23 protein-coding genes are annotated in these 14,199 nt (G+C 66.1%); 20 read left to right on the top strand and 3 right to left on the bottom strand.

What is annotated here, in order from left to right; genetic code table 11:
- The first annotated feature begins 134 nt into the window (after positions 1–134).
- The gene (locus MFF55_RS03065; protein ID WP_306421377.1) at positions 135–1,508 is read left to right on the top strand and encodes a glycosyltransferase; all 1,374 of its coding nucleotides are present in this window, start codon (positions 135–137) and stop codon (positions 1,506–1,508) included.
- Positions 1,509–1,871: 363 nt separating this feature from the next.
- Here MFF55_RS03065 and MFF55_RS03060 read toward each other — a convergent pair whose 3' ends face one another.
- The 3 genes from MFF55_RS03060 to MFF55_RS03050 all read right to left on the bottom strand — a co-directional run bounded on the left by MFF55_RS03060 (position 1,872) and on the right by MFF55_RS03050 (position 3,366).
- Positions 1,872–2,126 (bottom strand): hypothetical protein, encoded by a 255-nt coding sequence (locus MFF55_RS03060; RefSeq protein ID WP_238242613.1) that lies wholly within the window; start codon positions 2,124–2,126, stop codon positions 1,872–1,874.
- A 101-nt stretch (positions 2,127–2,227) separates the two neighbouring features.
- The gene (locus MFF55_RS03055; protein WP_238242612.1) at positions 2,228–2,635 is read right to left on the bottom strand and encodes a hypothetical protein; all 408 of its coding nucleotides are present in this window, start codon (positions 2,633–2,635) and stop codon (positions 2,228–2,230) included.
- On the bottom strand, positions 2,632–3,366 hold the full coding sequence (locus MFF55_RS03050; protein ID WP_238242611.1) for a LexA family transcriptional regulator: 735 nt from the start codon (positions 3,364–3,366) through the stop codon (positions 2,632–2,634). The genes MFF55_RS03055 and MFF55_RS03050 overlap by 4 nt, the downstream gene beginning before the upstream one ends.
- A gap of 37 nt (positions 3,367–3,403) precedes the next feature.
- Between MFF55_RS03050 and MFF55_RS27065 the strand changes: the two genes are divergently transcribed.
- The 19 genes from MFF55_RS27065 (at position 3,404) to MFF55_RS02960 (ending at position 14,194) form a co-directional block, all read left to right on the top strand.
- Positions 3,404–3,691 (top strand): helix-turn-helix domain-containing protein, encoded by a 288-nt coding sequence (locus MFF55_RS27065; RefSeq protein WP_373874704.1) that lies wholly within the window; start codon positions 3,404–3,406, stop codon positions 3,689–3,691.
- Positions 3,692–3,792: 101 nt separating this feature from the next.
- Positions 3,793–4,629, top strand: a complete 837-nt coding sequence (locus MFF55_RS03045; RefSeq protein ID WP_373874703.1) for a ParB/RepB/Spo0J family partition protein — start codon at positions 3,793–3,795, stop codon at positions 4,627–4,629.
- Positions 4,626–6,812 (top strand): TnsB C-terminal domain-containing protein, encoded by a 2,187-nt coding sequence (locus tag MFF55_RS03040; RefSeq protein WP_238242609.1) that lies wholly within the window; start codon positions 4,626–4,628, stop codon positions 6,810–6,812. Before MFF55_RS03045 ends, MFF55_RS03040 begins: the two co-directional genes overlap by 4 nt.
- A 57-nt stretch (positions 6,813–6,869) precedes the next feature.
- On the top strand, positions 6,870–7,634 hold the full coding sequence (locus tag MFF55_RS03035) for an AAA family ATPase (RefSeq protein ID WP_238242608.1): 765 nt from the start codon (positions 6,870–6,872) through the stop codon (positions 7,632–7,634).
- The gene (locus MFF55_RS03030; protein ID WP_238242607.1) at positions 7,631–8,221 is read left to right on the top strand and encodes a hypothetical protein; all 591 of its coding nucleotides are present in this window, start codon (positions 7,631–7,633) and stop codon (positions 8,219–8,221) included. Before MFF55_RS03035 ends, MFF55_RS03030 begins: the two co-directional genes overlap by 4 nt.
- Before the next feature lie 8 nt (positions 8,222–8,229).
- Positions 8,230–8,598: a transcriptional regulator gene (locus MFF55_RS03025; RefSeq protein WP_238242606.1), complete on the top strand. Its 369-nt coding sequence runs from the start codon at positions 8,230–8,232 to the stop codon at positions 8,596–8,598.
- Entirely contained in the window at positions 8,599–8,934 is a 336-nt protein-coding gene (locus MFF55_RS03020) for a hypothetical protein (RefSeq protein ID WP_238242605.1), read from the top strand.
- Entirely contained in the window at positions 8,931–9,242 is a 312-nt protein-coding gene (locus MFF55_RS03015) for a hypothetical protein (protein WP_238242604.1), read from the top strand. The genes MFF55_RS03020 and MFF55_RS03015 overlap by 4 nt, the downstream gene beginning before the upstream one ends.
- Positions 9,229–9,846: a host-nuclease inhibitor Gam family protein gene (locus MFF55_RS03010; protein WP_238242603.1), complete on the top strand. Its 618-nt coding sequence runs from the start codon at positions 9,229–9,231 to the stop codon at positions 9,844–9,846. The genes MFF55_RS03015 and MFF55_RS03010 overlap by 14 nt, the downstream gene beginning before the upstream one ends.
- Positions 9,846–10,091, top strand: a complete 246-nt coding sequence (locus tag MFF55_RS03005) for a hypothetical protein (RefSeq protein WP_238242602.1) — start codon at positions 9,846–9,848, stop codon at positions 10,089–10,091. Before MFF55_RS03010 ends, MFF55_RS03005 begins: the two co-directional genes overlap by 1 nt.
- Complete coding sequence (locus tag MFF55_RS03000) at positions 10,091–10,327, top strand: hypothetical protein (protein WP_238242601.1); 237 nt, start codon at positions 10,091–10,093, stop codon at positions 10,325–10,327. Before MFF55_RS03005 ends, MFF55_RS03000 begins: the two co-directional genes overlap by 1 nt.
- Entirely contained in the window at positions 10,324–10,800 is a 477-nt protein-coding gene (locus MFF55_RS02995) for a LexA family protein (RefSeq protein ID WP_238242600.1), read from the top strand. The genes MFF55_RS03000 and MFF55_RS02995 overlap by 4 nt, the downstream gene beginning before the upstream one ends.
- Before the next feature lie 91 nt (positions 10,801–10,891).
- Positions 10,892–11,608: a regulatory protein GemA gene (locus MFF55_RS02990; protein WP_238242599.1), complete on the top strand. Its 717-nt coding sequence runs from the start codon at positions 10,892–10,894 to the stop codon at positions 11,606–11,608.
- Positions 11,598–11,792 carry a hypothetical protein gene (locus tag MFF55_RS02985; protein WP_238242598.1) on the top strand — a complete coding sequence of 65 codons (195 nt, stop codon included), beginning with the start codon at positions 11,598–11,600 and terminating at the stop codon, positions 11,790–11,792. The genes MFF55_RS02990 and MFF55_RS02985 overlap by 11 nt, the downstream gene beginning before the upstream one ends.
- Before the next feature lie 259 nt (positions 11,793–12,051).
- On the top strand, positions 12,052–12,225 hold the full coding sequence (locus MFF55_RS02980) for a hypothetical protein (RefSeq protein ID WP_238242597.1): 174 nt from the start codon (positions 12,052–12,054) through the stop codon (positions 12,223–12,225).
- A 191-nt stretch (positions 12,226–12,416) separates the two neighbouring features.
- Positions 12,417–12,605 (top strand): hypothetical protein, encoded by a 189-nt coding sequence (locus tag MFF55_RS02975; RefSeq protein ID WP_238242596.1) that lies wholly within the window; start codon positions 12,417–12,419, stop codon positions 12,603–12,605.
- Complete coding sequence (locus tag MFF55_RS02970; protein WP_238242595.1) at positions 12,602–13,003, top strand: hypothetical protein; 402 nt, start codon at positions 12,602–12,604, stop codon at positions 13,001–13,003. Before MFF55_RS02975 ends, MFF55_RS02970 begins: the two co-directional genes overlap by 4 nt.
- Before the next feature lie 103 nt (positions 13,004–13,106).
- Positions 13,107–13,823, top strand: coding sequence for a peptidoglycan-binding protein (locus tag MFF55_RS02965; protein ID WP_238242594.1), 717 nt, complete (start codon positions 13,107–13,109; stop codon positions 13,821–13,823).
- Entirely contained in the window at positions 13,820–14,194 is a 375-nt protein-coding gene (locus MFF55_RS02960; RefSeq protein WP_238242593.1) for a ubiquitination-like system serine protease family protein, read from the top strand. The genes MFF55_RS02965 and MFF55_RS02960 overlap by 4 nt, the downstream gene beginning before the upstream one ends.
- Positions 14,195–14,199: the final 5 nt, after the last annotated feature.

The raw sequence follows: 14,199 nt of genomic DNA, 5'->3' as shown, positions 1-14,199 counted from the left end.
CCAGCAAAGCGACGGACGCGCCCTGCACCCGCCTTGACGCAGAAGTTGTACGCGTGATGCGCTGGTTGCAGGCAGGGGCGATTGGGCTCACCCTGCCTCCCTAGCACGTTCCGGAGCCGCCGGGAGCCGGTCCTTTGTCGATCCTGGGCTTCAGGTTTCCGCTGCGCGACGCGGTGGCGCTGCCGCCGGAGATCGCCTTTCTCCTCGCGCAGGGTTTCGCGCCCGCCGTCCTGACGAGAGCCGTCGCCGACGCCCGGGCAAGCGGGAGCGATGCGGCCACGGCCCTCATGAATGCCGGGCTCATCGCGAAGGAGACCTACTATCGGGCCTTCGCCCGGGCGCTCGGGGCGCCCTTCCTCGCGGGCGACATCCCCCTCGGCGAGGGCGCCCGCTTTCCGGAGAGCCTGATTGCCGGCGCCGCACCTCTCGCGCCTGGATCCGCGGCCGCGCTCGTCCTCGCACCCCGCGGCAGGGCCATCGTGGAACTCCTCGAAGGCCGCAGTCCAGCCCGCCGTCTGCCAGCCATCACGATGCCCTCGTCGCTGCGCGCAGCGATCTTCGCCGCCATGCCCAAGGGCATCGCTGCCTATGCGGCCGACGCGCTCCAGGTGCACCGTCCCGATTGGGCCTTCAAATCCGCGCCGAAGGGACCGTTCCTGGCCATTGCCGGCATGGTTCTCGGGGCAATCCTCCTCGCGGCCGTGCTCCTGCCGCCGGCGGTTGCTGTGACGGCCTGGGTCGTTCTGCAATTCCTGACGCTCGGGACGCTCACCTTCCGGATCGCGGCGCTCGGGATCAGGGACGGTCTTGACGCCCCACGGGCCGGATCGCGGGTGCCGGACCGCGATCTTCCGATCTACACCGTGTTCGTCGCGCTGCACCGCGAGGCCGCCGTCGTGCCGCGCCTCGTCAAGGCCTTGGCAACGCTCGATTATCCCCTGACCAAGCTGGACATCAAGTTCCTGATCGAGGCAGGGGACACAGAGACCGCTGCGGCGCTCGCCCGCGCCTCGCTCCCGGCCCGGTTCGAGGTCATCGTCGTGCCGCCCGGCCTGCCGAAAACCAAGCCGCGCGCCCTCAACGCCGCCCTGCCGCTGGCGCGCGGCACCTGCCTCGTCGTCTACGATGCCGAGGACGTGCCCGATCCCGGTCAGCTCAGAGCGGCCGCCGAGATCTTCGCCCGCACGACCACCGACACGGCCTGCCTGCAGGGGCGCCTCGTCATCGACAACGCCCGCGATTCCTGGCTCACCCGCTGCTTTGCCCTCGAATACACCGCCCTCTTCGACGTGCTCGGTCCGGCCCTGGCCGCCTGGCGGCTCCCGACGCCGCTCGGCGGCACCTCCACGCATTTCCGCACCGAGGCGCTGCGGGCGGTCCATGGATGGGATGCCTGGAACGTCACCGAGGATGCCGATCTCGGCCTGCGCCTGGCCCGCGCGGGTTACCACGTCGGAGACCTGCCGAGCAGCACCATTGAGGAGGCGCCAGCCCGGACAAGTGTGTAGTGCAGGATCAAATGGCACAGCCTGGGTATGCGGGATTAGCCGGAATCCTGTGGGAACTAGTGGGCTAATTTGCCTTGCGGATCAGCAACATCGCGAGGTGAAGCGGCCGCGGAAAGCTTGGCAGTCTCGCGCAAGATCAAATGGCGCAGTTCCAGCTTCAATCCGGGATGAAGGGCCGGGCCTTCCTAGGGGAGGCGCTTATGAGATGTCGCTAAGTGGGATGATTGGCACAGCATCCCACTTAGCTGCCGGAGCGGGCCAAAAACTGAGGATTTCCTGAGGCTTACAGAGAAAAGCGTCGAAAAGGCCGCTTGGCTAGGTGGGATGCTAAGTGGGATGTTCGCCAACTGATAGCGCGGGCTGTCAGAATGGCAGGTCGCGAAAGATGAGGGGCACCTGGCCGTAGGTTGCCAGCACCACCGGTTCTTCGAAGTCCCCCAATTCAGTGTCGCCGGAACGCCTAAGTACCACCACCCCCGCTTTGGACTTCGCTAGTCTTTCGCCCAAAGAGAGCGCGTGAGGCTCGTCGCGCGCCTCACGCGGCTGCTCCGCCTCTAGCCCTCGTCCTTTGGGGCGAAACCCTTGAACAATGAACGTGTCTCTCGAACCCTTGGCCATGACCGTCCCTTCCAAGTGAGAACGGCAGACTGAGTTGAGAACATAACAGGAACAAGAGTGGCCAAAAAGATGCTGTGAACAGCGGGGACAGCGTCAGCGCATCAACGTCCGCGCTGGCCAATCTTCGCCTGTATGACGGTCGCCTGAGCCTTGGCCGTTTCCATTGCTGCAGCGTCGAGGCGCCCACAATCAATCTTGAAGGCTCCTTGATCGGTTCCATCGACGCGACTTGATCCTGAGAGGAGTATGACCATCCGCCATGCGCAGGCGAGCGTCGGATTGTTGGACACGCTGCCGTCACAGCCGTTGCGCAAACAAAAGGCGACGTTCCTCTGGCTCTGGTAGTCACCGCGATAGGCTTTGGGGAACTGTTCTCGGAACTGTTGGCGGCTCACCTGGCACGCGGCGTCATTTGCAACAGTTGCACACGTCGTCAGGTGGTCGCGCGCGTTCTGCGCATGCGCAGCGCCGGACAAGAACAGGCCAAGCGTCAGGACGATCCGTTTCATATGGGCCTCCCGAACCAAGCCACACGCGCCTGAAAATTTAGATTTTCGACCTCGCTTCGCGGCACTGTTTCTGATGGATATCGTTCATTGTCGGCGATCAACATTAGACCGCCGAACGCCAAGAGGCTGACGCGCTTCACCACAACTAGACCATTAACGACCAGCACATAGATCTTGCCGTTCACAACCTCGCCATAGCCCCGGTCGACGAGCATCAGGTCACCGTCGTGAATGGTCGGCCACATGCTGTCGCCTTCGGCAGTCAGGAACTCCGCGTTCTGAGGCGCAATACCGAGCGCTCTTAGCCACGAACTGCGGAAGGCTATCTGCCGGCCCTCATCACCTTCCTCCATCATCGGAGCGAGCCCAGAGCCTGCGGAGGCGCGAACCTCCAGATGTGGGATCGGGATGAAGAGTTCCGTCGTGTCTGATGTGACACGCTGCGGCGTGACGGCTCGGCCAACAACCTCGTCGAGCGTCATCCGAGCGGCATCCGCTACCTTGATAAGCGTCGGTAGCTTCATCGCCACGCCTGACAAATAATTATTTAGTGATCCCAACGGGATGCCGGAAATCCGGGCGAATTCCTTGTTGCCGCCGTGCGCGTCGACGATCGCACGCAGCCGCTGCGCTGCAGCGATGTCCGTTCTGGCATCGTCGATGCTTTTTGCGACCAAAATCATCCCGCGCAATGCCAGTTCTAGGTTGACGCTGCATCCCAGATTAGGCATCGTTCTAACAAGTGAGTCTTAATACGCAGGTTATAGCGTGACCCCTCCGCCGAGAAGTGGCACTGCCCCGCCCCGGATCTGGGATCAACAGGCCGTTCTGGCCGAGATCCGTCGCCGTGGGTCCTCAATCTCGGACCTCTCTCGAGCCAATGGTCTGAGCCGAGGAACGCTCTACTCGGCCTTCTACAAGCGATATCCGAAGGGCCAACTTCTCATTGCGGACTTCCTCGGCATCCGCCGCCACGACATCTGGCCGCGTTGGTACGGCCCCGATGACACTTTGCTGCCCCTCCAGGGGCAAGGCACCGGCGGGCGGGCTGCCTGATGGCGAACCCGTACCTCGCCTTCCCAATCGATGATGTCCCTCTTTCCGATATCTACGTCGGTGACAGACTTCGCCCGGTAGACCCAGCCTTTGCCGAGGCTATGGCGGCATCGCTGCTCTCTGGGAGCCGCCTGCCCCCGATCATCCTGCGCCGGCCTGCGCCGGCCGAGGGGATCAACAAGCCGTTCGCCCTGGTGATCGGCGGTCATCGGCACGCGGCGGCCGTCCTGGCAGGCTGGACCACTTATCGTGCCGAGATCAGCAACTGGAGCGCGCTTCAGGCCCGCTTGGAAGAGGTCAAGGAGAACCTCGTCAGGAGCGAGCTCAACCCGCTGGACCGTGCGATCTTCATCGACGAGCACAAGCGCGTTTGGGAACTGCTCCACCCCGACGCTGGCCGCGGCGGTGATCGACGATCAAAGAAGGCGACCAAAGTGCAGGCTTTGCACTTTGGTCCGCGGACCTTCTCGGCAGATGTGGCAGAGCGCTGCGGTGTCGGCGAGCGGACCGTCAAGTACGCCCTCGCCCTCGTGAAGAGCCTCGCTCCTGAGGCTATTGCGCTGTTGCGCGGTACGGATTGGTCCCGCAACGCCGCCGAATTGCAGCGCCTCGCTGCAGAACCGATCGAGCGCCAGGTCCAACTCGCCAAGCTCCATGCTCGCGGTGGCGCAGAGACTGTGGCGAAGGCGCGCCTGGCGGCCGGTTACGCACCAACAGGCGAGGCCGACCCGCAGGAAGAGCTGTTCCGGCGCATCGTTGCGAACTGGGAGCGCCTCGACGCGAAAGGCCGCAAGCGCTTCCTCGCCCATACCGGCCTCACCGAACAGGCTAAGCCGCGCCAGCGCATGCCGAGGATCTCCGAGATCGTTCCGGAGGTCGACCCCAGGCAGATCGACCTTGAGGACGCGATCGCTGCGAAGAACGGAGCTGTCGCGTGAAGCTCTGGCTCACCGCCTCCGAAATCGCCGACCTTGCCCTGCCTGGCCTGCCGCGCACCAAGCGGAACGTGAATGCCCTAGCCGAGGCTGCAGGCTGGGCCGACAGGAAGAGCCTCTGGCGCAAGCGTCGGCATGCCGGCGGCGGGATCGAGTACCACCTCGATCTTCTCCCGCCCGACGCCCGCAAGGCCTACGTCGACTGCTTCGTGTCCGATGCAGTCCCGATGGCTGCAGCAGCTGCTGCCGAGGCCGAGCCTGCTGCAGCCGGCCTGCGGGACGATGCTGCAGAGGCCCGCGATGCTCGCCTCGCCATTCTCGCGGCGGCTGATCGGATCTTCGAGACGGCGAAGCTGCCGCGCCAACACGCCGATCTGCTGACGATCGCCGATTATCAGAGTGGACGCCTAGGTCTCCCCGAATGGGTCCGGGCGGAGGTGCCCAAGCTGACGCTGCGGACACTTCAGCGCTGGCGAGCGGCTGCGAAAGCAGGGCGGACGGCGGCTCTGGCGGTCGACCGTGGTGCGGCCCGTCGTGGATGCGGCGTCCTGGAGCAGGCAAACGACGGCCAAGTTCGCGTGTACTGCCTCGCGCTGATCGTGAGCCGGCCGCACCTCTCCGCCGATCATGTGCGCGCCATGCTGCGGGAACGCTTCGGCGACACGCTCACGCTCTCGAAGGCGGGTGGCTCGATCCGGACGGTGCCATTGCCGCCGATCCGCACCATCCAGGACGCCCTCAAGCGCTGGAAGTCCTCGGAGAAGGTCGCGCTCACGGCGCTGACCAACCCGGATGCCTTCAAGAGCCGCTACAAGCTCTCCGGCTCGCACACCGACCGCACGGTCACCCGCCTCAACGAGGTCTGGCAGATCGATGCGAGCCCCATGGACGCCCTCTGCGTCGATGGCCGCCACTCGGTCTACCTGGCGATCGACGTCTTCTCGCGGCGCGTCGTCGTCTACGTCTCGCGCACGCCACGCGCCGAAGCGGTCGGCCTGATGCTGCGCCGTGCACTCCTGGCTTGGGGCGTGCCCGAGCGGATCAAGACGGACAACGGCAGCGACTTCACTGCGAAGGCGAGCGAGCGGCTGCTCGCCAACCTTGGGATTGAACGGGAGCTGTCACCAGCCTTCACACCTGAGGCGAAAGCCTTCGTGGAGCGCGTCATCGGGACCTTCCAGCGTGATCTCGGCCCCCTCCTCCCGGGGTTCATCGGTCACAGCGTCGTCGATCGAAAGGTGATCGAGGCCCGCAAGGCCTTTGCCGATCGCCTCGGCGAGACCGATGCCAGAGCGTTCTGTGTGACGCTCACCGGTGCCGAGCTGCAGGCCTATTGCGACGGCTGGGCCGAGAACCGTTACCAGCACCGGCCCCACGCCAGTCTAGACGGCGTGACGCCCTACGCTGCGGCCGCTGCCTATGCCGGCCGCACACGTCGCATCGAAGACATGCGCGCCCTCGACCTTCTGCTGGCGCCGGTCGCCGGACGAGATGGCCTGCGCATCGTCGGCAAGCAGGGCCTCCGGATCGACCGTTCGATCTACCTCACGCCTCACCTCATGCCGGACACCCAAGTCTTCGTGCGGATGGACCCGTGCGACCTCGGCCGCGCCTTCCTGTTCGCGCCGGACGGCGGCCAATACCTCGGCGAGGCCGTCTGTCCCGACGTCCTCGGCGTCGATCCTGTGGCGGCTGTCGCTCACGCCAAGCGTGCGCAAAAGGAAATGATCGACACCGCGACCGCAGAGATCCGCAAGGAGGCAAAGCGGATCAAGCCTCGCGATTTCGCGGATACGATCCTCCGCCAAGCTGCAGAGGCCTCAGGCAAGCTCGTCGCATTCCCGCGACCCACCGACGTGCACACCACGCCTGCCCTGGAGGCCGCCGCCGAGGTCTCGAAGCCTGCCCTCCCCCGGGCCGCGCTCGAACCTGCTGAGCGCACCCTCATGACCGAGATCGAGGCGGATCTCTCATCCGTCCCGCCAGTCACAAACGTCCAGCCGCTTCGGCGCGGCGACACCCCACAGCTTCGCTTTCGTCGCGCGCTCGATCTGCGCGCCCGTATCGATCGGGGCGAAGCCATCGAGACCGCCGATGCCCTTTGGCTGGGCGGCTACGAGGCCGGGCCGGAGCACCGGTCTTTTCAGGATCTCTACGACGACTTCGGAGAGGCAGCGCTGAACTGACGGACCAAAGAAAAGCCCCGGCGCAAGACCGGGGCGGAAAGTGGAACGGGCATCAACATGACCACGAACGCCAACGACGACAAGAGCAAGAGCCACGCCGCCCTGCAGAATGTGCGAGCGATGATGGCCCTCGTCCGCAAGCTCCAGGGGCGCCGCCCGCATCTGCCGAACATCGGCGTGATGCATGGTCCCTCCGGCTACGGGAAAACCCAAGCCGCCATCTACGCGCAGAACAAGACAAACGCGGTGCGGGTCGAGGTCGGCGACAGCTGGACCCGCAAGACCCTCATGAAATCGATCCTGATCGAACTCGGCGTCGTGCCGCGGGGCACGGTCGCGGACATGGTGGAGCGCGCCGTCGAGCTGCTGGGTGCCGAATTCGATCGGCCCCTTATGATCGACGAGGCGGACAAGCTCGTCGACAAGGGCATGATCGAGCTGGTCCGCGAGATTGCGGAGTGCAGCCAAGCGCCGGTCGTTCTCATCGGAGAGGAGGCGCTTCCCTCGAAGCTCGTGAAGGTCGAGCGCGTCCACAACCGAGTGCTCGACTGGGCGCCGGCGGAGCCCTGCGATCGCGAGGACACCCGCAAGCTCGCCGCCCTCTACGTTCCCCACCTGCAGTTCACGGATGGGCTACTGGATCGGGTCTGCGACCGCAGCGAGGGCCGCGCCCGCCGGATTGTCACGAACCTCGACCACATCTCGGAATGGGCCCGCCACAACGGCGCGAAGACTGTCGACGAGAGCTACGACGGCCGGTTCTTCACCGGCGACGTCCCGAAGGTGCGCAATCCTAGCCGCATGCTGCGGAGGGCGGCATGAAGCGCCAGCATCAAATCAAGGCGGGCGGACCTAAGGCCTACTGGCGTGCGATGTGTGCCCTCACGAAGCGGGCGAGTGGCTTCACGATCCGGGACATCGTCGAGCTCTGCAAGGCGGAGAAGCCGAACACGGTCAAATGCTACGTGCGGTCCTGCTACCGGGCCGGCCACCTCGAAGAGGTCGGTGAGCGGCCGTTCCCGTCCTCCCGTCGCCAGCCACAAAAGCTCTACGCCGTTAAGGATACTGCTCCGGAAGCCGCGCCCTTCGAGAAGCCGGATCGGGTGGGCCTACTCGGCGCCGCGCACCAGCAAATGTGGACCGCCATGCGCGGCCTGCAGTCCTTCACATCGAGGGAGTTGGCCGCGACTGCCTCGACCGACGACGTCATGATCAGCTCGGACACGGCACGGATCTTCTGCTGGAAGCTGGAGCAGGCCGGCTACCTGCAGGTACTCGGCAAGAACGGGCGCTGGAAGGTGCTGCGCATCCGGCCCGGGAAGAACACGGGTCCGGACGTGCCCGTCATCACCGGGGCTGGCGACGTCATCGACCGCAACGCCCGCAGCATGCGCCGGTGCGCGTCATGAGCGGCGGCATGAAGGTTTCGGCCACCGAGAAGGCCGCTGCCGCCTGGGGACCGGCGATCCCCGACGAGGTGCGCGAACTCGCTCTCTACGTCGATCGGAACACTGGTGCCGCTGCTGCGAAGGCGATTGGCTACTCGCCCGCTGTCGTGAGCCACCTGCTCTCTGCTCGCTACCCGGGCGATCATGACGCCGTCTTCGCGAAGATCCGGGGCGCCCTCATGGGCGAGGTCGTGATCTGCCCCGTGCTCGGGGAGATCGGCCGCGACCGCTGCCTCAACGAGCAGAAGATGCCCTTCGCCACCTCCAACTCGGCCCGTGCTCGCGTCTATCGCGCCTGCCGCTCGGGCTGCCCGCACTCACGCTTGAAGGGGGCTTGAATGGCCGAATTCCTCAATCCTGTGCCGGCGGTGGAGGATCTCCTCCACGTCTTCGAAGAGGGCGCCCGCGAGGGCGGCCTCCAGCTCGACGCTGACCTCTGCGGCGCGATCGTCCAAGGCTTACGCGAGGCGGCGAGCAGTGTGGCGACCATTGTCGACTTCGCCCGCGCCCACGGCCTTGTGCATGCGCTTGTTGAGCACGAGGTCGCGCCGCTGACCCCTACGGCGCGCCGCCAGCTCGCCCGCCTTGCTGTGCCGCTCGATCCCGAGGGTCGCGTCATGCGCCTTCCCACGGCGGCGGGCGTGCCGGTCCGGCAGGGAGGGTCGGCCGCATGAACGCACCCGTCCGCTCCCCCGCCATTTCGCTGCTGACCGTCGAGGAAACCATCGCGGCCGCCAGTCGGGTCCGGATGACCGACGACGCCAATCTGCGGCGGGCAGCCACCGGCCTTTCCCTCAACGCGATCTGCTCGATGGCCGTGCTCGTCGGCCAGCTCGACGCGATCGCCCGCTCGGCCGCGGCCTACTCCACCGGCACTCCCGATCCAGACCGCTACGCCGAGCTGCAGGAGCGCCTGCTCGCCGCCGGCTACCTGCCCCTCCCCCGAGCAATTGCAGAGGAGCCCGTCGATGGCGCGCGCTAAGACCAAGGCGGCCGGCACCAACCTGCCCGTGCCGCAGAATGATGCTGAGGCCGAGCAGTTGATCGCGAAGCTCGGCGCATCGCAACGCGATCAGACCGAGGCGCAGGCCCGGCACGACGCCGTGATCGCCGCACACGAGGCCGAGCATGGCAAGACGCTAAAGGAGTTCCAAGAAGCACAGACCGCAATCATCGAAGCCCTCGCGATCTGGGCCTCAGCGAACCGCGAGCGCCTCACCCAGGGCGGCAGGTCCAAAACCGTGCAGCTCCCGACCGGCACCGTCCTGTGGCGGGAGGGCCGCTTCTCGGTGAAGCACCGCGGCCTACGGAATGAGGACGTCGTCGAGGCCATCCGAGAGCGGATCGCGGTTCTCGAAGCGGCCATGGCCGACGCGAAGCAAGCCCGGCGCAACGTCGAGGCGGCGGAGCACTACGCCAAGATCCAGATCCTGGAGGGCTTCCTGCGGACGAAGGTCGAGCCGAACAAGGATGCCATGCTCGCCGCCCGCGAGGTCGCGGAGACGGTGCGGGGCGTCATCGTTACACGCAGCCCGGAAGAGTTCGCCGTCGAGCCGCTCGCCTCTCAGATCCGCGAGGTGGCGTGATGAAGACGTTCCTCGGCCGCGTCTCCCTCGCCCTTCTCGAATGGGCGGCCGCCTCGGTCGCCGTCGGCGCATCGGTCCAAGCTGCCTCGGCCGGGTCGACCGAGCCCATGCTCATCGCCGGCATCGCGGCGATCGCCGCCGCCAGCACTCGCAGCCTCGCGATGAGCCGGGCCGCTGGCCGACGCTTCGACGCGATGATGGCAACGCTGCGGGATGTCACTCGCCCTGATGACGGGAGGCCGTGATGCGCGCGCCTCCCCATCAGGACAGTGCTCTTGCCGCCCTCGCTGCGGCCGCGGCCGCCGCTGCGCCCGTCATCCGGGCTGCCGTCACCGACTGCAGGGACGGCAGCACGATCACGGGCGAGATCACCGCGGAGCTGTCGGACACGCACGTCCGTCTCCGTTGCGACGACGGCTTGGTGTTCGCCGTGCCCAAGGCGGCCCTCGTCTTCCTCCCGATTGAGAGGAGCGCACGATGAACGCGCAGACCGCCTTCCGGCCAAAGCTCAACCTCACCATACGCCAGCGCCAGCTTCTCGACTTCATCAGCGCGCGCGTCGCTGCCGGCCTGGAAGCACCGAGCTACACCGAGATGGCCGATCACCTCGGTGTGGCTTCCAAGAGCAACATCCATCGCCTCGTCCAGGGACTGATCGAGCGGGGCTATCTCCACGAAATGCCAGCTAACCGGAAGAGGGCTCTCACCCTCGTGTCTGAGAGCGCATCAGCCGCGATGGCGGCCCCCACGTCGGCGCCGGCGTTGCCGCCACAAGCGGGCTTGGTGCGGATCCAGAACGTTGATGCGGCAACCGGGACGGCGACCCTCGATTATGCGGTGAAGCTGCCCACCGCTCTCGCCTTGGAACTGCTCGAGCACTGCCAGAGCCGCCAGGAGGCGCCCAACGAAATCGTCATCACCGCGATCGTCCGGCACCTTCGGAGGCAGCCATGAGCACGTGGGAGATGGTGGGGTACGGCTACCTCCTCCTCAGTGTCGGCGCCTCGATCGGCTATGTCCTCGGCGCTTTCATGGCATCCGGCAAATGAGTGCCGTCCCGATCACTCCCGAGCAGATCCGCGCGATCCACGCGATCAAGACGCGCACGCGCCTCGACGAGGCCTCCTACCGGGCCATGCTGCAGGCTTACGACGTCTCGACGTCAAAGGATCTGAGCCGTGCGGACGCCGATCGCCTGCTTATCCGCCTGCGCGAGATCCCGGGCGCTTCAAGGCCTGTTGAACGCCCCTCCAAGGCGAAGGCAAGCGGCCGCTTCGCCCCGAAGCTGCAAGCGATGTGGATCGCTGGCTGGAACCTTGGCGTCGTGCATGATCGGACGGACGGTGCAATGCACGCCTTCGTCGAGCGGCAGACCGGCGTCCCGCACTCACGCTTCCTGCGGGACGCGATGGACGCCCGTGCTGCGATTGAGGCGCTGAAAGGTTGGCTCGCCCGTGAGGCGGGCGTGGTCTGGCCACTTCTCGACACCGATCGCGACGTCGCGCTGAGCCAAGTCAAATGGGCCATCCTGCGCGCCCAGTGGCGGCGCTGCATCAACCTCGGCGCTGTGCGGGCCTTTGGTCCGGTCGAGAGCTACAGCGGCCTCGTCGACTACGTCTCGGCCGTAACACGCGGCGCCTCGGGACGGATTGGCGTCGAGGCCGACGTCACGCCGGCCGAGCTGGACAAGGCGTCCTCGGCGCTCGGCGCCAAGCTCCGCCGCGCCCAGTCCGGAACGGCGGAGGTGCGTCGTGCCGGTTGAATTCACCTGCTGCGAATGCGGCCACAGCGTCTTGGACGCCACCAAGGAGGAGCCGCCACTTTTCCGGCTCTGCCGGTTCTGTCTGCTTGAACCTGGTTGGTTCCGATCCGCCTTCCTAAGGGCCTTCATCGACGCACAGCACGACGGTCTGGAACACGGACTGGAGCAGCGCGATGCCGAGTGAAGCATGGCGCCGCCGACCACCTCGGGCGCGGCCGCTGGTGATGAGGTCAACAGCAAGGGAGCCCTGGAGAGATCCGGTCTTTCAAGAGCTGCGATTGGAAAACGATCGGCTTCGGGCTGAGAACAGCCGGCTGAACGCGATCCTGGCGCCGGCTTATAGCTTCCCTCGTCGTTGGGATCTGACCGGTCAGCAGGCCCAGGTTCTCGCGCTTCTCTACTCTCAAGGTGGCTGCCTATCCTACGCCAGGATTGCGGCCGCCATGACCAAGGGCACGGGTGACCGGTCGACCCGCCACATCAGCGTGGTGATCCGGCGTATTCGCGAGAAGACGGAGAGTTTCGGGGTCGAGATCGAGAACTATCAATCCGTTGGCTACGGACTGAGCGTCGAAGGTCGGGCGGTCGTTAAGGCCGCGCTCGGGGCGCGTGCCTGATGGCTGGCAAGCTCCCTGTGTCACGTCCGGCTCCGCAGGATCTGCCAATTTGCTTCGCAGCGGATTTCGCGAGCGGGCACCCTACGGGTTCGGCTGCACCCTTCGAACTTTTGGGCAGCATTACTGCGCGAAGCATGCCCCCTCCAAGGCCGGGGCTGTGTTGGTCGCCGACGAGCCTCCGGAGGCTGCCCGTGGCCGCTGAATTCGACTGCTGCGAATGCGGTCGGCGCATCATCGCCATCGCGGCAGCAGCGCCGCCGGAGCTCCCACTCTGCGCCCATTGCCTCACGTTGCCGGGCTGGTTTCGGCTGCCCGAGGTTCGCGAGCAGTTTGATCCGGACCATGACGGGCGAGAAGTCTGGGAGCGCGAGCTGCCATGACGTCGACTGTCAGCAGCCTTCGACTGCCGCCTGTCCTTCGTGACATCGCAGACGTCGCCGGCGTTGCGGCTGCCTTGAAGCTGGCGCAGGCGAAGGGTGGCACCCGGATCTATGTGCCCCGCAAGATCTCCGAAGGACACTGGCTCGCCGAGCTGCTCGGCATGGAAGCTGCGAGTGCTGTGCGGAAGCTCTATGCGGGAGAGAACATCGCTGTGCCGCTCGGGCTCTCCGGCGCCCTGCAGAATGCCAGGCGCATCGCCCGTGAAGCTTTGGACAAGGGCGCCAGCGTATCCCAGGCCGCGCGCGCCGCTGGCCTAACCGAGCGCTCGATCTACAACCTCATGAGCCGCGAAGAACGGGTGCGTGCCTCAGGTCAGCGCAGCCTTTTCGATGAGTAGCGCAAGAGTAGTGCTGTAGAACTTTAGCGGGAATATGCTTGTGGTCATTAGACATATTCAGCCTTGAAGTTCGGGATCTTCCCCGCACCGAGCCTGGCCGAGCATGTCCACCAAAGCAATCCAGCAGGCGCTCGTGGCGCGGGGGTTCAGCGTCGGCCCGAAAGGTGCGGACGGTCGCATCGGGCCTGGCACCACCAGGGCCATTAAGGCCTTCCAGGTCGCGCACGGGCTGTCGCCGGACGGCAAGGTTGGGACGCTGACGAGGGCGGCGCTTTTTCCCCACACAGTGCCGAAGCGGACGGACGATCTTCCGACGTTCGAGCCGGCCCGCGCCGAGGCCCGGGTCTCCGGCGAGCCTTGGCCTCGCCAGCGCGACTGCATGACCTTCTACGGCGGCGTTGGCCTCCATCAGGTCAAGGTCAAGCTCCCCTTCGCAATGCGGCTGGCCTGGGACAAGAGCACGCTGATCCGCGCGATCTCGCTGCATGAGAAGGTAGCCGACAGTGCCGGCCGCGCTTTTGAGCGGATCGCGGATGTCTACGACGAGGCGGCGCGCAAGAAGCTCGGGCTCGACTTGTTCGGGGGCTCCCTGAACGTCCGGAAGATGCGGGGCGGCTCGTCCTACTCGATGCATAGCTGGGGCATCGCGATCGACTTCGATCCTGAGCGCAATCAGCTCGCATGGGGCGGCGAGAAGGCGCGCCTGGCGAAGCCGGACGCCGAGAATTTCTGGAAGATCTGGGAGGGTGAAGGCTGGGTCTCGCTCGGCCGCGCCCGGGACATGGACTGGATGCACGTTCAGGCAGCGAGACTGTCATGAGCGCGAAGGGTATTCTGCGCGTCGCCGAGGGCGGCCTCCTCATGTTCTGGTGCCCGGGCTGCGACGGCGCGCACAGCGTGAGGGTCGGCGAGGGGGCGGGACCACGCTGGGGCTTCAACGGCGACTATGACCGGCCGACCTTCACGCCGTCCGTGCTGGTGCGCTCCGGCCATCACATCCCGGAGCAGGCCGGCAAGCCGTGCTGGTGCTCCTACAACGCCGAGCATCCCGAGCGGCCCGCCCCCTTCACATGCACCGTGTGCCACTCGTTCGTCACGGACGGGCAGATCCAGTTCCTGACCGACAGTACGCATGCCCTAGCCGGTCAGACGGTGCCGGTGCCCGTCTTCGATGAGGCCTGCGCCGCCTGAGCCAG

The sequence above is a fragment of the Methylobacterium iners genome (genome assembly GCF_022179305.1).
Taxonomy (GTDB): domain Bacteria; phylum Pseudomonadota; class Alphaproteobacteria; order Rhizobiales; family Beijerinckiaceae; genus Methylobacterium; species Methylobacterium iners.
This window is presented reverse-complemented; position numbering and strand designations above follow the sequence as displayed.